Source organism: Microcystis ichthyoblabe FBCC-A1114 (assembly GCF_050500245.1).
In the GTDB taxonomy this organism is placed as follows: Bacteria; Cyanobacteriota; Cyanobacteriia; order Cyanobacteriales; family Microcystaceae; genus Microcystis; species Microcystis ichthyoblabe_A.
This window is the reverse complement of record NZ_CP191408.1, coordinates 2745861-2764870: the sequence shown is the minus strand read 5'-3', so window position 1 is coordinate 2764870 and position 19010 is coordinate 2745861. Positions and strand designations below refer to the sequence as shown.

Here is a 19010-nt window from a genome sequence, read left to right as displayed (position 1 = left end):
TGTCTTTAATCGCCACACCTATGGCCATCATCGCTCTGAAAGCTTGGTATCTGGACAAATACGAACCTATCCGCGAGGTTGTCAAACGTCCCCACGACTTGCGCTTAAGTCGCAATAGTCTCTTAAAATCGGGTTTAAGAGCCGATTTTCTCGATGATAGTCTGACAATACAGGGTTCTGTCTGGTTCCAACGCTATTTAGAAGGGGAAAGGGTGGAATTTTACCTCGAAGGTAGTGGCGGTTACGTCATCTCGAATATTGACCTGATTTCCCAAGAAATTTACTTTACTAAACAGGACCTCAGCGCTTGGTTGGATCCCGTCATTTATTTTAGCTCCCAAAGCCAATTTAAGGACTCTAGCACCGCTTTAAAAACAGTTTTGACCGAAACCGTCGAAAATCTCAATAAACGCTCCCGTTTGCCCTTAACTATGGAAGAAACGCCTCGAACTGAGGGCAATGTCACCCGGTTGAGTGATAGTCAATTACGCAAAATTCGCAAAAGTTTATTATTTATTGCCGATGCTACGGCGATTAGCCAAAAGGAAACGGAATTACTGCCCAGTCCCCTAGTGGGTGTAGAATTAGGTTATGCGATCGCTTGTAAACAGGGCGGACAAATTCTGCTAACCTATCAAAATCGGGCGGAATTAAAGGGTAAACTAGCTTTTGACCTGCCAAGCTACCAAAAATTAATCTTCTCGGATCTGAGCGAATTGCGTCTCACTTTTCCGCCTTTAATGGCAACTTTATTACAAAAATTCAATCTGATTAGTTAAAAAAATGAGTAGAAAAGCTGACGAGTACGCTGTACATTTGTTCTTGAGCAGTGGACATCGCGAGGAAGTCCGTTTTTTGACTATCCAAGAATTTCAAAAGTGGTACAGTAACGAATTAGTTCCGAAAGCCGATTCCAGGGATTTTATCAATGTTCCGATCAGAAATATTCAAGGGGAATATATGGTTTTACGTCCAGCTAGTATCGTTGCTATTCGCGTGGAACCCGTCTTTTTTGGCAGTGTGGAAAGAATCTAATTTGTCGTTATCCCTAAAAAAGATAGTTAGATAGGGAGAATTTTAGAGATTATTGATAATTCTCTCAATGTCAGCTTGGATTTGATTGCTGACTTTGCCTTGCCAGCGTTCTTTTAATTCCCTTAATCCCACTTCTGCGTATTGACAGATCTTATCTAAAATTTCTTTGCCATCGCTGGGTTGAGGATAGGAATTCTTTTTACAGATAATATAAATTCCGGCAGTTAAAGCTAAAATAACTTCTGGCTCGATTTGGCTAATATTAATTAAATCTTGTCGATTGCTCAAAGTGGTTCCGTAGATACTGAAGTCTTGTTTAATGGCAAAAGCAGCGGCGAATAAATAAGCATCTACCATGCGCTCAAAGGTTTTATTATCTTTTAGTACCTGTAGATAATTTCTGGAAGTTTCCGAGGCATAAATCTTCAAACTGGAATCGATTCTCTGCATTAGTAACTCTCCATCACTTCAATCACGGAAGCATCTTTATCGGCAGCTAAACGGTGTATTTTAAAAATATCAGTAGTGTAGGGGAGCAGCAGATTTAAAAGTGGATCGGGAAGATCGCGATCGGTAGCTAGAATAATCACTTGGGAGTTTAAATTAGGGAGAGAGTTAATAATATTTTTTTGATGTTCTTTGTCTAAATGGCCAAAAGGTGTATCCATAATTAGGGGAACACAATTATCGGTTATTTGATTTAAACCAGTGATAAAAGCAAAAGCTAAAGCTTCCTTTTCTCCCGCACTTAAGACATCGGGATTTAATAATTTTCCCGTGATGGTACGGATTCCTAAAGTATATTCGGGAGTGATTTCTACTCCTTTATATTCCTCTGGTTTGTTGGTTACTTGTAAATAGCGATCGCTGGTTACTTGATTAATCATTTTTTGAGAATTATCGATATGCCATTCGATTAATTCGTTAGTGGCATTTTTTAAACCTCTGGCCATTTTAACCTGATTAGATAACATCAGTGTGGTTTGATTTTCACTAGCTAAAATTTCCACTTCTTTGCGTAAATTTTCTAATTGCTTTTCTTTGATTTCAATGTCCTTTTGCAAGCGTTCGATCTTTTCTTCAATCTCCTTAACTTTTTGTTCCGATTCGTCAACTTTTCGCCAAATATCCCTAACCGAGTCTTGATTTATTCCCGTGGTTTCCTGTTTTAGCTGTCTCATATCTTGATTAATTTCTTCGATTTCTTCTTCTAAAAGATCTCTTTGCAAAAGCAATTGACTATAATTGCTAAATTTGGCATTATCTCGGATAATTCCCTGTAAATCAATTCTAATTTGATCTTTTTCTATTCTGGTGGTGTTGTCCACTTCTAAGGACTCTAGTTCGGCAATTTGTTGAAGTATAAAATCACGAGAACTTTTATCTAAACAACGACCACATAGACAGCTTTCGTCGTCAAGTATTGCTTTAAAAATTGCTGTAGAATTAGTTTTATAGTTGCTTTTTAAGCTAGTAACTTGCAAATCATCGGCCATTTCCTGCACAAAGTTAATCAGCAAAGGTATCGAAGCTTTTTTTAACCAAGAATCAATAGACTTTTGTAGGTTATTTAACTGAGTTTGTAACCCGATACGCTTTTTCTCTAAGTTATGAATTTCCTCTAGTTTTTCTCGTAAACTTTCAATCTGAGCGGCCTTGTCTTGAGCATCATGATGGATAATTTTAGCATTTTTTTCCTCATCTTTAGCATTTTTACGCTGACCTTGTTGCAGATCAATTTCTTCTTCTAATTCTCGCAATTGTTGCAGCTTATCTTTAAAAGTTTGACTGGTTCCCTTGGCTTTATTTAAACGGGTTTCTAAGTCTTGTAAGGCTTTTTCTGTATCATCGCGCAGGTTTCTTAATTCCGGGATACCTAAAACTTTTTCAATTGCTTCTTTTGCTTCTTTAGTTTGAGTTATCTGGGTATATTGTTCAATTTTTAAGCCATCAAAACAGAAAAAATCTCGAATAGATTTAGGAAGCAATGCTTCGATATATTCCCTAGAGTTACTTCTTATGGTTCCATCTTCATAAAATAATGCTTCCTCTAAGCTGAGAGAAGAAGTGCTACCATTAACGTTTAATTTCGCTGTGCGACTGATAAAGTAATTTTTCTCGTTTCTAGTAAAATTTAATTCTACCCGCATTTCTCTTGCCGGTGAAGAATCATCCTTACCTCTATAAAAATAGGTTTTCAGAGTCTCTTTAGATACAATATCTACCCCATAGAGACACCATAAAATCGCTGTCATCAGAGAAGTTTTACCGTGGCCATTATTACCAAAAATAATCTGAATTTTTCTGTCGGGATGCAGGTTAAAAGTAATATTTTGACTAGGGTAACATTTCCAATTAGTTAAGCGAATTTGTTTCAGTCTCAAAGTCATAGAGTTTATTTATTGTGAGGAGTCGGTATATTTTTCGATAAGTTCGACAATTTTAGGTGATAGCCGCCGATTTTTTAGAGTAATTTTTCCTACTTCTAAAGCCATGGCTTCCTTTAGCAGTTGGGGAGGTATCTCATATTTTTGTGCCAGTTCTTCAATTTTAGCAGTTATGTCCATGAATTTTTTGTGGGTTGGGGAGTGGGTATTGTCAAGTCTTAATTCCTATTGGCCAATAGATACCTTGATGAGGAGAAATTTTATAACAGATCTGAGTAGGTAAGACCATAGTAACTTAATTCTTGGACTAATCTGTTAATAACTGTAGCTTGATTGCTGGCTGCCCGGGCAAAATCAATAACTCTTTTGATCTCCGATGTAATTAATTTTACCTCACTATCGCTCCAAGGGTTAAGACATCGATTCAAGTTGCTTTTTTCTTGGCCACCAGCTGCCGGGATAATTTTGCTGCGACGTTGAATAAATTGACGAGGAGAAGCATCAGCAGCGAGGATAATTCCTGGACTGACTTGTGTTATATCAACTCTCTCATCAATACATTTTACTGTCACTAATGCGTCAGTATTTCCCGAAGACAACTGTGATAATAACACAACTCGATCGCTGTCTAAGGAACTAGAGCGAGCGATTCTTTTTCCCTGACGCACCAATCGGGTACCAATCTAAACAAGGTAGATAAAAATCGGCAATGAGATTATGGCGATCACTACGGTATTCTTCTAATAAGTCTAATTGTTGTAGTGGCAATTTAAATTCCTCCTCGATCTCGTTTTAGATCATAAATAACTTTTTCATAACACCAGCTTTTACTACGTTGGGGATTTCTCAATCTAATACTTAAAAGTAATCGAGTCGCTAAAGCTTTATCTCCATTCACGAGGGTTAAAAGTTCTCTTTCTAAGTAGAAAAGTTGCTGCTGACTGATTGGCAAATTTTGACGATTATTTTTAGAAGTAGCTCTTTTCGGTTTAGTGGGGGATAAAGATAGGGTATCGACCAACCACCAGATAGCTACAGCTAACCCCAACAAAAGCACCCCAGTAAAAGAGTATAAAACGATGCCTAGTAAATTCATTAATCAATTCCCGTGTTTGTTAATGATCAAGGTTTTAGGCTAATCTACCCTACACAAAAACACCACAAAAGCTAAAATAGATAGCTGACAGTGATTCTGAACATGATAGCAATATAGAATAAACCGCCTTGTATTACCGTCTTCTTCTTGATTTTAACACCCTAGAAAACGGGTTAATTGCCTTAACACCCGAACAAAGTCATTATCTTAAAAAAGTTGTTCGTTTAAAATCCCATGACCGTTTTATTGCCCTAAATGGACAAGGACAAGCGTGGTTAGCGGAAATAATTGATAATTCTGCCCATCTTTTAGAAGCGATAAACGAAACTAGCGAACTACCAGTACAAGTGAATTTAATGGTAGCAATTCCCAAAAATGGCTTTGATGATATCGTTCGCGCTGCCACCGAATTAGGAGTTTATCGGATTATCCCGCTGCTGACAGAACGCGGTTTAGTCAATCCTAGTCCTCAAAAAATTGACCGTTGGCGAAAAATTGCCCGGGAAGCTGTAGAACAATCAGAAAGACAGATTATTCCCATAATCGAAGAACCACAGCCATTTTTAGCCATCCTTAAGCGGGGAGCTAACCCACAGACAACTTGTTATATTGGTGTTACGCGTAGAACAGTGGCCCCGCTACTTTCTCAATTACAAACATCAACCGAGATAACCATGGCCATCGGACCGGAAGGGGGATGGACGGAGGCAGAAATAGAACAAGCAATCGCCGCTGATTTTCTACCTGTATCACTGGGAAAACGCATTTTGAGAACAATTACCGCTCCCTTAGTGGCTCTCGCTATCATTAACGCCTATTTAGACAGCTAATTGACTACAGTTTTTATGACCAAGACTAGCAATCGAGATAACTGAAATCCTTTCGCTTCTTACCCAAAGCAAGAACTAGCAGCAGTTCCCCGGTGGTCAGATTTTCCCTTTTTTGTCGAAACCACCCTGGTCAATTCCCATTAAAGACACCGACTGGGATACCGCCTTGCAACCCGATAGCACCCTCATATTCCTCGAAAAAACTCGCCCTAGCGCAACTTTATGACCTCTAGTAGCCCTTCTAACCCCTCTTTTGACTGGTTTAACCCCTCGCCCCAGCAAGACAGCGATTTACTGGCACAAATCGGCTTTATCCCCGGTGTCAAAGAATTTCTCACCCTGCGACAGGTTCACGCCTTGGAACACGCCACCGTCTGGGTATTAAGCGAAATGGCTGCCCGTCGTCAATCGCCTTTTGACCATTCCCCCGCAGATAACGAGGCCCTGGGGGGACTGTCCACCGATAGGGGTTTTTATCTCTACGGACAGATTAATACAAATGAACTGCAAATTGCGGCCAAACAGGCGCTCCGTCGTCTCAAAAATGGCGAGGGGCAATTGGCATTACATCCGCGTTGTGGCACCAATTTATCGGTAACTTTAGCCTTAACCGCCGGCTTAGTCTTAGGAACTCATCTTATCTTCCCCAGAGGTCCGATTTCTCAGTTATTAGGCTTAGGTTTAGCCACTGCCACCGCTTTTCAAATCGGGCCAGATGTGGGAATGTCGGCCCAAAAATACCTGACTACGGCTATTCCCTTTAACTTAACAATCGTTAACATTGCACCAAAGGCAGACCTATGGGGACGTTCGGGGCATTTCGTGGCAGTGGAGTGGCAAGATTTGCAATAAAACTTAAAGTAAAAACCCTTTCGGCAAACTCGCTCTGATTGTAACCTGTTAACTAAACCCTAAAAAAAAACAACAGCTATGCCTGGAATCGAACGCGGAGCCGAAGTTAGAGTCAAACGGAAAGAGTCTTACTGGTACAACGATGTAGGAACCGTAGCCAGTGTTGACAAAAGTGGTATCCTCTATCCCGTTATCGTCCGTTTTAAAACTGTTAACTACCACGGTTTTAGTGGTAGCGCTGGTGGACTGAATACCAATAACTTCGCTGAAAGTGAATTGGAACTCGTTAAGGCTGCCCCCGCTAAGAAATAAAGCTGACTAAAATTCAGCCTATCATCACCGACTGACTGACAGGAATTCTCTCTTGTTGGTCGGTTTTTTTATAGCTATCAGTAATCAGTTATCAGTAATCAGTTATCAGTGAACAGTAAACAGTTTACTGATATTACATTTTGGGCGCATCGCTTGCGCCCCAACCATATAAAAACTGACTAATAAATTATCTAAAAGTCGCTTGAACCTTTAGCCAACAAGAGTGAATTAGTTTAATTGTCCTAGATAAGTTTTTAAATACTTGACAAAATATATCAAATAATTTATAATATTAGATAACCAAAAATCATGATAATGTGCTATCAACATAATCGGGTTTGAGGTGTTTAAAAATTAGTTTTTCAGTCATGAAATCTGGAATTTATGAGCATTTTAGAACTGATAGAAAAAAGACTAGAAGAGAACTTTGCCCTCCACGAACAATACCTAAACCCCCAGATGGTTAGGGTACTAAAAACGATCGGCTACGATCGCCACTACGTTAAAGCTGAAGGTCCGTACCTATTCGACAATCAGGGGGAAAAGTATCTGGACTTACTGAGTGGTTTTGGTGTTTTCGCTCTCGGACGCAATCACCCCAAGATCGTGCAAACTTTACAAGAAGTATTGACGGCAGCATTGCCCAATTTAGTCCAATTGGATGCTTCTATCCTAGCGGGATTGCTGGCGGAACGGTTAGCAGCGATCGCCCCTCCCGGATTAGAACGAGTTTTCTTTGCTAATTCCGGCACAGAAACCGTCGAGGCCGCCATTAAATTCAGCCGCTACGCCACCGGACGCAGCCAAATTGTTTACTGTCAGGGAGGCTACCACGGGTTAACCATGGGTTCCCTTTCCGCCACCGGCGATCCCCATTATCGCCAGGGATTTGGGCCTTTTGTCGCCGATTTTAAGGAAATACCCTTCGGCGATCTGACCGCACTCGAAAAAGCTCTAATTAACCAAGACGTAGCGGCTTTTATTACCGAACCGATCCAAGGTCACGGGGTGAGAATTCCCGAACCGAACTATCTCCCGGCGGCGGCGGCCCTTTGTCGTCGTTATGGCACTCTTTTTGTAGCCGATGAAGTGCAGACCGGTTTGGGCCGGACCGGCAAAATTTGGGCAGTGGAACATTGGGGGGTAGAACCGGACATTTTATGTGTTGCCAAGGCTCTTTCGGGTGGTTTTGTGCCAGTGGGAGCGGTTCTCTGTCGTCGCTGGATCTTTGATAAAGTATTCGATCGCATGGATCGTTCTGTGGTTCACGGTAGCACTTTTGGTAAAAATAATCTGGCCATGGCCGCCGGTATTGCCACTTTACAGGTGATTGAGGAGGAAAAATTAGTCGAGCGATCGGCTTTGATCGGTCAACAAATTATCGCAGAACTGCAGCCCCTCGTAGATCAGTACGAATGTTTGCAGGAAGTGCGGGGATTGGGTATGATGATCGCCTTGGAATTTGCCGAGCCGAGCAGTTGGTCACTAAAAGCCGCCTGGAAAATGCTAGAAACCGCCAATAAAGGGCTATTTTCCCAGTTAATCGTCGTTCCCCTCTTTACCCGTCATCAAATCCTCTCCCAGGTTTCCGGCCACGGCATGAATATCATCAAGTTTATCCCCCCCCTCACCCTCTCCGATGAGGATTGCCGTTGGCTTGTCACCGCCGTTAAAGATGTGGTCGCTGATGCACATCGCTTCCCAGGGGCCGCTTGGGAATTCGGCAAAACCTTGGCCAGTCAAGCTATCCGCCAAAAAACCGCCAAAAAATAGTTAATATGTCCAGTTTGTTTCATCCCCTCTGCGGTAGTAATCTTAGTACCCTATTACGTTTATTTTTGACTAATGGCGGCATCGATCGCCCCAATTTGGCCCCAGCAACCCTGGCGCTGACAGTTACCCTAGCGCGACTGCCTTTTTCTACCCTAGAACGAATTTTAATGACAGGGTTTTATGAGCGCCGCGTGCAGGTAAAAGCACCCATTTTTATTGTCGGCTATTGGCGCAGCGGCACGACCCATCTGCACAATTTACTCGGTCAATCGGAGCATTTTGGCTATATTTCACCCCTAGCGGTGGGATTACCCTGGGATATCCTCGGTATCGTCCGCTTATTTCAACCGCTGCTAGAATTGGCCCTACCTAGCGATCGCCATGTGGATAACGTCGCTGTTACTCCCGATTCCCCCCAAGAAGACTCGATCGCCCTGGCCAGTATGATCCCCCTTTCCTACTACCATGGTTTATACTTTCCCCAACGTTTTCAGTATCATTTCGATCGAGGGGTTTTTTTTCAAGGCTGCAGCGAGAAAGAAATCGCCACTTGGCAGCGTTGGCATACTCATCTATTAAAAAAAGTTTCCATCCACCAAAAAGGCAAACAATTACTACTCAAAAACCCCGTTTATACGGCACACATCGCCAGATTGCGAGCTATCTGGCCCGATGCTAAATTTATTCATATCTACCGCAATCCCTATCTAGTTTTTCCCTCAACCCGCCACTTTTTCACCCGCATCCTACCGGAACTAGCACTGCAACCCTACGATAATTTATCTATTGATGTCATCGAGCAAGCGATTCTGAAAAGTTATCCCCCAATGATCAATTCTCTCCTGCGAGATAGTGCCGATTTACCCGCCGATAGTTTTGTAGAAATTCGTTTTGAAGATTTAGAAAAAGACCCCCTAGCACAAATCGAGAAAATTTACGATCAACTGCAACTTCCCGACTTAAAAATAGCTATGCCTCGCTTTGAGAAATATATCGCCAGTCTGCAAGGATATAAAAAAAATAATTATCCCCCAGATGCAAAAGCGATCGAGTTAGTCGAATCCCATTGGCTGCCATTTATTCAACGTTGGAATTATTTTTAGTTATCAGCTTTTTCAGTTATCAGTTATCAGTTATCAGTCATAACTCATAACTCATAATTTAATATGAAATATCTTAAATTTATCTTTCTGGGTTTAGGTTTTGTTTTACTAGGGGTAATTTTGCGCCAAACAAATCTGCAAGAAGTTTGGCAACAAATCACCCTAGTCGGTTGGTGGGGAATGACATTAGTGATTATTTTTTACTTCCTAGAATTTCTCACCGATGTTTTTACTTGGCAACTAACTTTTAAAAGTATTCCTATCCAACCTAGATGGACAATTCGCCTATTATTAATTTACATGGTAGGGGCAGCCTTTAATCGCGTGACTCCCTTCGCTTCGTTGGGAGGAGAAGGTTTTAAAGCAGTGATGTTAAAAACTCACTATCAGATTAGCTATAAAGAAACCAGTGCCTCGATTATTCTGACAAAAACGTTAAATACTGTTTCCCTTGTCTTCTTTGCAATTATCGGTTTTTTTCTGCTCCTAGCTTCCCCAAAATTTTCTAATTCTTTTAAAACTTTTACTGGATTAAGTCTCGCTATATTCTCCAGTTGTATTCTGATATTTTTCTTGATTCAGCGATTCCGTTTATCCTCCCGAATAGTTAATCGATTAGGTCATTCTTTTTTAGGCGATCGCCTAGCCAAACCTTTAGAAAATCTTCGCAGTGTCGATGATCGTTTAGGAGAATTTTACCGGAATCTGCCCCTATTTAGAAATGGCTTGATCGTCGGTTTTCTCAATTGGCCCCTCGGAGTTTTAGAAATCTATGTTTTAATGCAGTTTCTCCAACATCCGATCAGTTTTGCCGATGCTTGGTTATTTGATTCTGTTGCCCAATTGGTACGCGCTGGAACCTTTTTTATTCCCGCTAATATCGGTACTTTAGAAGGTTCTTTAGTGCTGCTGAGTGCTTCCTTAACCGGCAGTCTAGAATTAGGTTTAGCGATTTCTGTAATTCGCCGGGTTAAAGATATTCTCTGGATTATATTAGGTTTATTGATCTGGTGGTTATTTTCCCTAAGACCGACTTTACCCGATCGCTCTTCAAAATAATCTCCATCAGTCAACTCCCGATTATTCATCCTGTAATTTTTCGCGTACATTGCGAACAATCCGCGATAATTCAGTCTTTTCATCGACGCTAATTTTAGTCGGAGAACCACTAATAATCCGCTCGTAATTGCGGAAAGAATCCTTGATATCCGCCCCATCCTGACTGATAGTATATTCACGAATGCCTTTATCGTGCCAAGAACCGCGCATCTTAAAGACGTTAATCGCTCGCGACATTTCGCCACGAATTTCCACATACTGCAACATTAAAATCGTGTCGGTAATCGTAGAAATATGGGATTCAGTGATCGAGTGCGCTCCCATAAATTGGTCGGTGGTATTGGTGAAAAATCCCGTAATTTCCTCCTGTTTGGCGTATCCCGTCACCCCGATCACAAATTGCCGAAAAGCATTATTTGTCACCCCGCGAGCGAGCGCCGATAGAGAATCGATGGCAATGCGGGAGGGTTTAAATTCCGAGATTTCTGACTTAATCATCTGTAAATGGTCTTCCAATCCCGCCGATTCCGGGTAAGAACACAACAATTTTAATAATCCCTTGCGTTCCATCTCCTCAAAATCGATCCCCCAAGAAGAAGCATTTCGGGACAATTGAGCGCGAGATTCTTCATAAGCGAACAAAATCGCCCGCTCACCGCGCCTACAGCCTTCTTCCAGAAATTTACTGACTAAGAGAGTTTTACCCGTACCTGTTGCTCCTGTGGCCAAAATAATCGAATCCTTGAAAAAACCGCCTCCACACATATCATCAAGGGTTTTTACTCCCGAAGAAATGCGGACATTAGAAGAGCGCTGAGTTAAACGCATCGCACCGAGGGGGAAGATATTAATGCCATCATTGGTGATAGTAAAGGGATATTCCCCCTTCATGTGGGTTGTTCCCCGTAATTTGAGGATTTCTGCGGTTCTGCGTCGCCTTTCTCCCTCTAGCACGTTCCGCATAATTACCACATTATCAGAGACAAATTCCTCTACACCAAAACGGGCCACCGCTCCGTATTCTTCGATACGTTCCGTGGTCATAATTGAAGTCACTTCTAATAATTTTAACCGGGCCACGAGCCGAAAAATTTCTCGCCGCACCACTGATGCCGCTTCGTACTGCTGAAAAACGGCAGTTACAGAGTCAATTGATACCAGTTTGGCTTTATATTTGGTAATTGCGTATTGAATGCGCTCGATTAAGGCCGAAAGATCAAAACTACCCACCACCTCTTGACCTTCCGGATCCGGGGAAGCATCGAGAATAAATAATTTACCCTGGTCAATTAATTCTTCTAAATCCCAACCAAAACTATAGGCATTTTGGATAATATCGGTGGGAGATTCTTCAAAAGTAACAAACAGGCCCGGATAGTCAAAATACTTGATCCCATGGTAGAGAAATTGCACAGCAAGCAGGGTTTTTCCCGTGCCAGAAGTGCCACTAACTAAGGTAGTTCTCCCCATGGGTAAACCACCGTGAGTGATCTCATCAAAACCTTCAATTAGGGTTCTAATTTTGCGAACACCTTTCGGTTTAATCGGTGGATTCGATTGGCTATTAGAGTTAGATTGAGTCATTATTTATCCAGCGAGTATTTAAAGAGTAGGATTTTTATCTAATTTTTCCACAGAAACATATCAAGCCTGACTAAACACTTTACACTATCTCGATTTCCATTGACTCTTGACTTTCCCATAGAGGTACTATATTAAGCCCCGATCATTTCTTCTTCAATCAATATAACCCGTCTAATCAACTATGGACAAAGACCTAGCTATCATTTTCTCGTTCACGAATTTCCTCGTATAGTAAGTCTAAACCGATCAGAACCTTCTCTCGATCGGACAAATCACCGATAATTTTCCGCACCGGGGGAGGGAGGACTTTCGCAAGGGTAGGAGTAGCGAGAATCTTGTCTTCCTCCGCTAGTTGCGGGTTTTTCAGCACGTCAATCACCTTGAGCGCATACACTCCCTGAAATTCCTCTTCTAGGATATTTTTCAGGGTTTTTAAGGCACGCACGGAGTTGGGGGTATTGCCGGCGACGTACAGTTTTAAAACATAGGTTTTTTTAAAGACGCTCATAGGTTAAGATCAAAGGGGCTGGGGATACGAGTTTATTGTTATTTATGGGGGAGATTTTAGTCTATTCCCAATAATAAATCATAAGGGATATCCTCGCGAGGTATGGAACGACGGTACATTTCCCCCAAGTGAGCAAGGATATCAATGAGAGCGAGACGATAATCTAGGAGAATTTCCTCACTTCTGCCTTCTAATTTTAACTGTTGGGAAAATTCGTCCATTAACTCCATGTGAATTTCCAGAATTTGCGACACTGAGAGATCGGTAAAAAAGACATTATTAACCAACTCATCGATCGCTTGATTAATCGGATAATCCTGTTGGAAGTAATTTAAAATAATCTCCCGATAATCTCTTCTTAATTCCCGCAGTAATTCTTTTTTTTCCTCCGGGGCAAGATTGCGATAGAATAGCTGCGGGTTGCGTTTGTAGTAAACACCTAAATAGCCGAGTCTTTCTTTTAATTTTTCTGCTAAACGGCGCTGTTGTAGGAGGAGAAAACTGTGATTATTTTCCACGGGATTCGGTTGGTTAACAATCGTAGTACGCTCGGAAAAAGAGCAATTAGGAGCTAAATGGAGAAATCGAGCGATCGCTTGGTCGATGACCGAGGTGATGCTGTCTAATTCCTTGACGGTGATTTGTAATTCGGCACTATGATAGAGACAGGTGGGAGAGTCATTCATCTCAGGAGCGATGTTCTTGTCAGCGACAATGATCACTACTGGCAGTAAAATCCCCCCTTCGTAGAGTTGATTAAAAGTCGGCTGTAGGGAAGGATGAAAGACCACCAGCAAACAATCGATTTTTTCCTTCTCTGCCTCGATATTAGCCAATAGTTCGCTAGAAGATGACCCCAGGGTTAGATTATACCGTTCATTAGCCAATAAAGCCGTCAAAGAATTAACCAGCCCCAGAGGTGAACTCACCCCCGTTAAGGGTGAGTCCGTTGGGACAAAAGCATAAATAGTCAGTCTCGGAGGCAACGTTTTCTCACCCGCAAGGTAGATAGAAATTGACAAACAATAGGTTAGGCTTTCTCTGTTGAGAAGACAACCCCCCGCCATCAGCTAAGGGAAGTTAAAGGTTAACTTTGCTTTTTGGCAGTGGGTATCGTAGTTAATTGTAATCAATGGAGCGGTTCTCTAGATGAGCGAGCGTCATAATCAAGATAAATTCAAGTTCTAGGACGACTAATAGTTTGGCCATCAGTTTGTTAATTATGCCCTAAAGTTACCGCCACCGCCCCTCCAATTATCCCCATGCCTAGCGTTACCCTCAGTCTCCATCACTTTAATCAATCCGTCACTGCCTGTGAATTAATTATTGACAGGGCTAGTCTTTTAGATTTAATTAACATCGGCAATCCGGAAGTGATCGTGGTGGTGGATGAGAGGTATTGTCCCCTAGGACTGATTGAGAGTCAAGCCCTGATCGCTTACCTCCTCTATCAACAGCAGTACCCCGAAACCAGAAACCCCTCCCCCAACTGTCTGGATCTGAGCGGTTGGCTGCGTCCAATTATCCCTCTTAACTCGCGCATGGCCGTGAGTGAATTTCTGGCCACCCTGACGGGAGAAGCGATCGCAAAAGCCCCTATTTTAGTCGATGCTCAGGGGAAACTGTTAGGACGCTTAGACACGGGCAAACTTCTCCAATTTTGTCTCGGGCGTTCGATTCTCGATGATCCCCCCCCGCGGCTCCGCATCAGCGATCGCATTACCCCCCCCCGCAGCGATCATCCTCTGGAATTTCTGGAACAATTACCGCTGCCGGTGCTGCTCTACAGTCCAGAAGCAGGGATTTTATACCAAAATCAGGCTTGGTGTCAACAAATCGGGGCAGCTTTCCCCGCTAATATTGATAAATCTCCCTTTGCTTTGGTTAATGACCCCCTAACCCTCCCATCCCCCACTCCCCCCCTGTTTCCCCAGCGTCTAGAAACAGTGACATCGGGTTTAACCAAGACTTGGCGCCTGTTGTCCGTGCCGTTAAATTTAACGGATAATTATCCTTTGATCGAGAAAGCTTCAGAACTGTGGTTACTGTTAGCCACCGATATCACCGAACAACAGCAATATTGTCAGGAATTAGCGGTTAAAAATGCCGATCTAGTCCATTTAAATCGTCTTAAGGATGAATTTCTCGCCTGTGTTAGCCATGAGTTTAAATCGCCCCTCACCGCCGTTATCGGTCTCTCCAGTCTGCTCCGGGAACAAAAAATCGGTGAACTTAACCCCCGACAGTCCAAATATGCCGATTTAATCTATCGCAGCGGTCGCCAGTTGATGGCTCTGGTCAATGATCTCCTCGATTTAACCCGCCTAGAGACAGGACAACTACAATTAACTTTATCTAGAGTCAAAATCAATCGCCTCTGTCAACGGGTGTACGATATCATCGTCGATAAGTATCCCCAACGTCTTGATCTCCCCAGCAGCTATCGTCTTGACATCGAATCGGGGTTAGATTATGTCCTGGCCGATGAAACCCGTTTACAACAGATGTTAGTGCATTTGTTAGATAATGCGGTAAAATTTACCGTTGATGGCGGTAATTTGGGCATTAAAGTCAATCGTTGGGAAAATTGGCTGGCTTTTACCGTCTGGGAAACGGGGATCGGTATTCCGGAAGAATCCCAGCATCTGATTTTTCAGAAATTCCAACAGCTAGAAAGTCCTTTCACCCGTCAATTTGAGGGCGCAGGTTTAGGTTTAGTCCTCAGCCAAAAATTAGCACGCTGTCACGGTGGCGATCTATCCTTTGTCTCCAGGGCCCGGGAAGGTAGTGAATTTACTTTACTACTGCCGGTTCATCCCCAAGGTGCCGAGCAGGAGTCCGCTACTCCCCAGCGTCTGGTGTTGGTGGTGGAAGCTAATCCCCAAGTGATCGAACAGTTTGTCGATCGCTTGAGTGAATTGGGATTAAAAGCCATTATCGCCCGTAGCGGCACTGAGGCGATCGAAAAAGCCCGGCAGTTAAAACCCCGTTGTGTTTTTCTCAATCCCAATCTACCCCTCTTGTCCGGTTGGGATGTGTTAACGCTGCTGAAATCCCATCCCCAAACCAAAGATATAAAAGTTATTGTCACCGCCGCCGATTCCGAGCGCAACCGCAGTCAACAGCAAGGGGCCGATAGTTTTCTGGTTCCGCCGATCACCTCGGCTGCGCTGCAAGCTTGCTTAAATCTGACCGTTTCCCCCGTTCCTAGCCGCAAACGGCGCACTGCTCCGACTCTGCTGCGTTTACACGGTCATTATGCCCCCAATTTCTCCGATTTATCTTCCTTTAGCTGGATTTGGAATAATCAATTAGTTCGGGAGAATTATCGTTTTATCGAGGCCGATAGTTGCGAACAGGCGGAACTTTTAGCTACTGTCTGGGAGGTGGACGCTATCTTAATTGATAGTTCGATCGCAGAAGATTTATACTCTTATCTGCAAACCTTGAGCGAGTCGGAAACCCTCGCTAATTTACCCCTAGTCACCCTTGATGTGGCTGTCACCGAGGTAGCCAATCAAATCCCCGGTTTAGCCGTTTTTCCCTGTTTGGCCCCCCCAACGGAAAACCGCGTCGAACAGCTATTAAAGGTGATCGAGACTGCTGATCTGGCTTTTTCTCGCCACAAAGAACAGTAAAGGCAAGTCAGGCAAGTCTTGGGAATACAAGCAATGTCGATGCTCTAGCCCGATTTTCCCCAGAAGTTGGCGCTAAAGCGTAACTACAAACCTTAACTCAACCTAGAGATTATTAACTCAATTTTCTCAAAAAAATCGACCAGCCGTTAGGTGAGAAAAAGAGAAGAACCGAGAACATTAACGCACCCTACAAATTAAGATGGTGCGTCACGGCGCGATCATAATTTAATTATTAACAAATTTCCTTTAAATACGCGCCTAACACACCCTAGAAGCTGATTTAAGAGAAGTAGAATCCTTTATTTAGTCAATAAGTTAACATATAATTGAGTTAAGACATTCTCATTCAACGATTTTCCCTATGCCACAAGCTCAGGAACCGAACGATAAAAATTATGAAGTGGAGCGTCAATTGAGGAGTCTTAATCGGCGCCTGGAGCGTCTGGAAGATACCCAAGTGACAGGAAGAGAGCTAAACCGGAGTTTTGATCGGATCTATGAGGAAATTGATCATCTTGAAGATAAAGTTGATCGGCTTCAATCGAATTTTGAAGAGTTTCGTGATGAGATTAACCAAAAATTAGATACGATTTTACAACATATTACGGGGATCAATTAAATGGTGATTACCAGATTGACAAAGATTGCTGCGGGGGTTATTGGTTGAGAGATGAAGATTAACGATGGTATCACTCCCTAGTAGTGACAGTATCGGTGCGAGTGCCGATTTAGCAGTGCGAGAGAAAATTGTTATAATAACTAAAAAAACTCACTACACCAGTCTCAAGGAGGAAAAGATGTCTCAACTCTCTATTCAATCAGATCTGGTCGAGGATAAAATTCAGGCTAGGCTCGTTCATCGCGTCGCCTCAATTATTGATTATTTTATCAAGAATGAGAGCTTATTAGAAGATTTAAATAGAGACGAAATGGTTGCGTATTTAATGAAGTTACTAAGCCAAAATTTTTCTTCTTCAGAATTAGAAATGATGTCCGATGAAAATCTAACTCAGAAAATTAGGGAAGTTTTGGGAGTACAAGCAATGGCGGGAATGCTGAAGGATTTAACTGCGGAACAAATGGCAGAGTTTGACGCAGTGATCGCAAGTTTTAGACAAAAATATTAAATAGTCGTGGGTTATCTACTCGATACTAACATCGTCACAGCTATTCTCAAAGACAACCAAGTAGTTGTTGAGAAATTAAGTGAAGTAAGACTACAAGGAAATGATGTTTTTATAAGCTGTATTACCTATTTAGAAACTGAGGCTGGATTATTAGCAGTTAAAGCAACGAATAAGTTAGCAAGATTTCAGGATTTGTGCCGCACTGATTTAAGAGTATTGTTATTAGATACAATGGAAATTGTCCATGAAGCCGCAGCAATTTGTGCTGATTTAAGGCGCAAAGGAACCCCCATACAAATGGCTGATATTCTCATTGCAGCAACAGCTATTAGCCATAATCTCATCCTCATTTCTGATGACTCAGATATGCTGAGAGTTCAGAGATTAACCGTAGAAAATTGGCTGCGATGATTTAGGGAGATAAGCTGTTCATCATTTAAATTGGTATTTGAGGTTGCGGGGGAGCAGGGAGAGAGTGAGTTTCGCAGTTTGCTTTATAACATCCTAATACCCAGTTTAAATGCGCTACAGCTTAATACTATTATATCCTTGATTTCCCCTCCTTGAGGAGGTGGAGCGGGTCGGGGAAATGTCAAATCTTATTACTGAAACAATTAGGCTGAAACTAATTCAAATTTAACCTTTATTTTTAGGGCTGTAGCGATGAGATTTAGCAACAAAAAAGAGTTTCCTTCATAGTCAGCATTTTCTAAGGCTTCAATAATAGATTCATCAGTATTAATTAATTCTGCTAAAGCTTTTGTTGAAAGATGATGTGTTTCCTTAATCTTAAATATTTTTCTGGCTACTTCGTCATCAATACGAGCCTTTTCTAATTCTAATTGACGTTCTGGATTATTAGCATAATAACGTTGGTAAAGAATTTGTAAGCCATCGGCTGTCGTTTGGTGTGTATTCATATCAACTCCTGAAAATAGGTGTGTAATTCGGGATTTTTTTCAAATTTAGCTTTGTTTTTAATTGCTTGCTCGATTTCCAGTGGTAGAACTTCTTTTTCTTTAATTATACCATGAGAAATGACCACAGCTTTGTTTTTATAAAAGAAATAAAGAATTCTATAATTTATTCCTTTAAAATTAACTCTCAATTCATAAATTTTGTCCCGCAAAAAGTCTGCTTCTGGTCTGCGTAATTCATATCCTAGTTCTGCCAGTCTTTGTAATTTGATAAAGCATTTGTTTTGAGCTTTGCCAGGAAGACTATCAAGCCATTCTATAATTGGTATATTACCTCTTTCATCTTGGTAAAAAATAAGTTGTATTTTTGGCATATTAAAGCTTTTATATATGTGAGGTTTCTAACAAATGATAAATTAAATAGTGTCAAGTATCGAGTTCCCCAAAAGCTGATGTTTCCGTGAGCAAAACCCCTAAAATTAGACTTGATAAAAGACCTGAGATCGTTATATTCTACAGGTAACAAGCTTTTAAACGAGAGAGCCACGCCCCACGCACCAATTATATCATTCATTCTACCTGAATATCAAACAGGAACTAGAAACCTGTTACTAGGGAGAGATTACTGCGGGGGGGATATTCGGTAGCAGTTAAATAATCATAATAAAAACCACTCCAGACACAGTGGCGGCTCTTGTCGGGTGCGTTAGTGATAGCGTAACACACCAATTTTCTTAAGATGGTGCGTTACGGCGCGGTAATAGTTTAATTATTAACAAATCTCCTTTA

General features: G+C 41.9%; 23 protein-coding genes. 12 read left to right on the top strand and 11 right to left on the bottom strand.

What is annotated here, in order from left to right; translation table 11 throughout:
- Window positions 1–20 precede the first annotated feature (20 nt).
- Window positions 21–779 (top strand): hypothetical protein, encoded by a 759-nt coding sequence (locus tag ACQY1Y_RS13220; RefSeq protein WP_103112535.1) that lies wholly within the window; start codon window positions 21–23, stop codon window positions 777–779.
- Window positions 780–783: 4 nt separating this feature from the next.
- Complete coding sequence (locus ACQY1Y_RS13215; protein ID WP_002750923.1) at window positions 784–1035, top strand: hypothetical protein; 252 nt, start codon at window positions 784–786, stop codon at window positions 1033–1035.
- A gap of 42 nt (window positions 1036–1077) precedes the next feature.
- Here ACQY1Y_RS13215 and ACQY1Y_RS13210 read toward each other — a convergent pair whose 3' ends face one another.
- From ACQY1Y_RS13210 to ACQY1Y_RS13185, 6 genes are all read right to left on the bottom strand, one after another.
- Entirely contained in the window at window positions 1078–1485 is a 408-nt protein-coding gene (locus ACQY1Y_RS13210; RefSeq protein ID WP_430012918.1) for a hypothetical protein, read from the bottom strand.
- The gene (locus ACQY1Y_RS13205; protein WP_430012917.1) at window positions 1485–3425 is read right to left on the bottom strand and encodes an AAA family ATPase; all 1941 of its coding nucleotides are present in this window, start codon (window positions 3423–3425) and stop codon (window positions 1485–1487) included. Before ACQY1Y_RS13205 ends, ACQY1Y_RS13210 begins: the two co-directional genes overlap by 1 nt.
- A gap of 9 nt (window positions 3426–3434) precedes the next feature.
- Complete coding sequence (locus ACQY1Y_RS13200; RefSeq protein WP_430012916.1) at window positions 3435–3602, bottom strand: hypothetical protein; 168 nt, start codon at window positions 3600–3602, stop codon at window positions 3435–3437.
- An 80-nt stretch (window positions 3603–3682) separates the two neighbouring features.
- Window positions 3683–4090 (bottom strand): hypothetical protein, encoded by a 408-nt coding sequence (locus ACQY1Y_RS13195; RefSeq protein ID WP_002775280.1) that lies wholly within the window; start codon window positions 4088–4090, stop codon window positions 3683–3685.
- A complete protein-coding gene (locus ACQY1Y_RS13190; RefSeq protein WP_430012915.1) occupies window positions 4059–4190 on the bottom strand; it encodes a hypothetical protein in 132 nt (43 codons plus the stop codon). Before ACQY1Y_RS13190 ends, ACQY1Y_RS13195 begins: the two co-directional genes overlap by 32 nt.
- 1 nt (window position 4191) lies before the next feature.
- Complete coding sequence (locus tag ACQY1Y_RS13185) at window positions 4192–4518, bottom strand: hypothetical protein (RefSeq protein WP_016514887.1); 327 nt, start codon at window positions 4516–4518, stop codon at window positions 4192–4194.
- Window positions 4519–4646: 128 nt separating this feature from the next.
- Here ACQY1Y_RS13185 and ACQY1Y_RS13180 point away from each other — a divergent pair, with 128 nt between their 5' ends.
- The 6 genes from ACQY1Y_RS13180 to ACQY1Y_RS13155 all read left to right on the top strand — a co-directional run bounded on the left by ACQY1Y_RS13180 (window position 4647) and on the right by ACQY1Y_RS13155 (window position 10447).
- Window positions 4647–5348, top strand: coding sequence for a 16S rRNA (uracil(1498)-N(3))-methyltransferase (locus ACQY1Y_RS13180; RefSeq protein WP_016514888.1), 702 nt, complete (start codon window positions 4647–4649; stop codon window positions 5346–5348).
- A gap of 222 nt (window positions 5349–5570) precedes the next feature.
- On the top strand, window positions 5571–6200 hold the full coding sequence (locus ACQY1Y_RS13175) for a DUF6391 domain-containing protein (protein WP_002732841.1): 630 nt from the start codon (window positions 5571–5573) through the stop codon (window positions 6198–6200).
- A 78-nt stretch (window positions 6201–6278) separates the two neighbouring features.
- Window positions 6279–6512: a photosystem I reaction center subunit IV gene (locus ACQY1Y_RS13170; protein WP_002733317.1), complete on the top strand. Its 234-nt coding sequence runs from the start codon at window positions 6279–6281 to the stop codon at window positions 6510–6512.
- 384 nt (window positions 6513–6896) lie between these two features.
- Window positions 6897–8285 (top strand): aspartate aminotransferase family protein, encoded by a 1389-nt coding sequence (locus ACQY1Y_RS13165; RefSeq protein ID WP_430012914.1) that lies wholly within the window; start codon window positions 6897–6899, stop codon window positions 8283–8285.
- Between the two features lie 5 nt (window positions 8286–8290).
- On the top strand, window positions 8291–9388 hold the full coding sequence (locus tag ACQY1Y_RS13160) for a sulfotransferase family protein (protein WP_430012913.1): 1098 nt from the start codon (window positions 8291–8293) through the stop codon (window positions 9386–9388).
- A gap of 63 nt (window positions 9389–9451) precedes the next feature.
- Window positions 9452–10447 carry a lysylphosphatidylglycerol synthase transmembrane domain-containing protein gene (locus tag ACQY1Y_RS13155; RefSeq protein ID WP_430012912.1) on the top strand — a complete coding sequence of 332 codons (996 nt, stop codon included), beginning with the start codon at window positions 9452–9454 and terminating at the stop codon, window positions 10445–10447.
- Between the two features lie 21 nt (window positions 10448–10468).
- On the opposite strand, the gene kaiC is transcribed toward ACQY1Y_RS13155, so the two are convergent.
- From kaiC to ACQY1Y_RS13140, 3 genes are all read right to left on the bottom strand, one after another.
- Window positions 10469–12031, bottom strand: a complete 1563-nt coding sequence (kaiC, locus tag ACQY1Y_RS13150; protein ID WP_002743493.1) for a circadian clock protein KaiC — start codon at window positions 12029–12031, stop codon at window positions 10469–10471.
- Between the two features lie 193 nt (window positions 12032–12224).
- Window positions 12225–12539, bottom strand: a complete 315-nt coding sequence (gene kaiB, locus ACQY1Y_RS13145) for a circadian clock protein KaiB (protein ID WP_002733742.1) — start codon at window positions 12537–12539, stop codon at window positions 12225–12227.
- Window positions 12540–12595: 56 nt separating this feature from the next.
- Window positions 12596–13525, bottom strand: coding sequence for a circadian clock protein KaiA (locus tag ACQY1Y_RS13140; RefSeq protein WP_002750903.1), 930 nt, complete (start codon window positions 13523–13525; stop codon window positions 12596–12598).
- A 276-nt stretch (window positions 13526–13801) separates the two neighbouring features.
- On the opposite strand from ACQY1Y_RS13140, the gene ACQY1Y_RS13135 reads away from it, so the two are divergent.
- The 4 genes from ACQY1Y_RS13135 to ACQY1Y_RS13120 all read left to right on the top strand — a co-directional run bounded on the left by ACQY1Y_RS13135 (window position 13802) and on the right by ACQY1Y_RS13120 (window position 17715).
- A complete protein-coding gene (locus ACQY1Y_RS13135) occupies window positions 13802–16177 on the top strand; it encodes an ATP-binding response regulator (RefSeq protein WP_430012911.1) in 2376 nt (791 codons plus the stop codon).
- Window positions 16178–16538: 361 nt separating this feature from the next.
- On the top strand, window positions 16539–16796 hold the full coding sequence (locus ACQY1Y_RS13130) for a hypothetical protein (protein ID WP_002733843.1): 258 nt from the start codon (window positions 16539–16541) through the stop codon (window positions 16794–16796).
- Between the two features lie 64 nt (window positions 16797–16860).
- Window positions 16861–17304 carry a hypothetical protein gene (locus tag ACQY1Y_RS13125; protein ID WP_430012910.1) on the top strand — a complete coding sequence of 148 codons (444 nt, stop codon included), beginning with the start codon at window positions 16861–16863 and terminating at the stop codon, window positions 17302–17304.
- 6 nt (window positions 17305–17310) lie between these two features.
- A complete protein-coding gene (locus ACQY1Y_RS13120; RefSeq protein ID WP_002750899.1) occupies window positions 17311–17715 on the top strand; it encodes a type II toxin-antitoxin system VapC family toxin in 405 nt (134 codons plus the stop codon).
- A gap of 203 nt (window positions 17716–17918) precedes the next feature.
- Here ACQY1Y_RS13120 and ACQY1Y_RS13115 read toward each other — a convergent pair whose 3' ends face one another.
- Complete coding sequence (locus tag ACQY1Y_RS13115; RefSeq protein WP_002732780.1) at window positions 17919–18224, bottom strand: hypothetical protein; 306 nt, start codon at window positions 18222–18224, stop codon at window positions 17919–17921.
- Complete coding sequence (locus tag ACQY1Y_RS13110) at window positions 18221–18595, bottom strand: type II toxin-antitoxin system RelE/ParE family toxin (protein WP_002734817.1); 375 nt, start codon at window positions 18593–18595, stop codon at window positions 18221–18223. Before ACQY1Y_RS13110 ends, ACQY1Y_RS13115 begins: the two co-directional genes overlap by 4 nt.
- Window positions 18596–19010: the final 415 nt, after the last annotated feature.

Coding starts and splice junctions, on each gene's coding strand:
- ACQY1Y_RS13220 (WP_103112535.1), top strand. CDS start 21: ATGGCCATCATCGCTCTGAAAGCTTGGTATCTGGACAAATACGAACCT.
- ACQY1Y_RS13125 (WP_430012910.1), top strand. CDS start 16,861: ATGGTATCACTCCCTAGTAGTGACAGTATCGGTGCGAGTGCCGATTTA.
- ACQY1Y_RS13135 (WP_430012911.1), top strand. CDS start 13,802: ATGCCTAGCGTTACCCTCAGTCTCCATCACTTTAATCAATCCGTCACT.
- ACQY1Y_RS13160 (WP_430012913.1), top strand. CDS start 8,291: ATGTCCAGTTTGTTTCATCCCCTCTGCGGTAGTAATCTTAGTACCCTA.
- ACQY1Y_RS13200 (WP_430012916.1), bottom strand. CDS start 3,602: ATGGACATAACTGCTAAAATTGAAGAACTGGCACAAAAATATGAGATA.
- ACQY1Y_RS13175 (WP_002732841.1), top strand. CDS start 5,571: ATGACCTCTAGTAGCCCTTCTAACCCCTCTTTTGACTGGTTTAACCCC.
- ACQY1Y_RS13170 (WP_002733317.1), top strand. CDS start 6,279: ATGCCTGGAATCGAACGCGGAGCCGAAGTTAGAGTCAAACGGAAAGAG.
- ACQY1Y_RS13115 (WP_002732780.1), bottom strand. CDS start 18,224: ATGAATACACACCAAACGACAGCCGATGGCTTACAAATTCTTTACCAA.
- ACQY1Y_RS13215 (WP_002750923.1), top strand. CDS start 784: ATGAGTAGAAAAGCTGACGAGTACGCTGTACATTTGTTCTTGAGCAGT.
- kaiB (WP_002733742.1), bottom strand. CDS start 12,539: ATGAGCGTCTTTAAAAAAACCTATGTTTTAAAACTGTACGTCGCCGGC.
- ACQY1Y_RS13155 (WP_430012912.1), top strand. CDS start 9,452: ATGAAATATCTTAAATTTATCTTTCTGGGTTTAGGTTTTGTTTTACTA.
- ACQY1Y_RS13205 (WP_430012917.1), bottom strand. CDS start 3,425: ATGACTTTGAGACTGAAACAAATTCGCTTAACTAATTGGAAATGTTAC.
- ACQY1Y_RS13210 (WP_430012918.1), bottom strand. CDS start 1,485: ATGCAGAGAATCGATTCCAGTTTGAAGATTTATGCCTCGGAAACTTCC.
- ACQY1Y_RS13185 (WP_016514887.1), bottom strand. CDS start 4,518: ATGAATTTACTAGGCATCGTTTTATACTCTTTTACTGGGGTGCTTTTG.
- kaiC (WP_002743493.1), bottom strand. CDS start 12,031: ATGACTCAATCTAACTCTAATAGCCAATCGAATCCACCGATTAAACCG.
- ACQY1Y_RS13110 (WP_002734817.1), bottom strand. CDS start 18,595: ATGCCAAAAATACAACTTATTTTTTACCAAGATGAAAGAGGTAATATA.
- ACQY1Y_RS13130 (WP_002733843.1), top strand. CDS start 16,539: ATGCCACAAGCTCAGGAACCGAACGATAAAAATTATGAAGTGGAGCGT.
- ACQY1Y_RS13165 (WP_430012914.1), top strand. CDS start 6,897: ATGAGCATTTTAGAACTGATAGAAAAAAGACTAGAAGAGAACTTTGCC.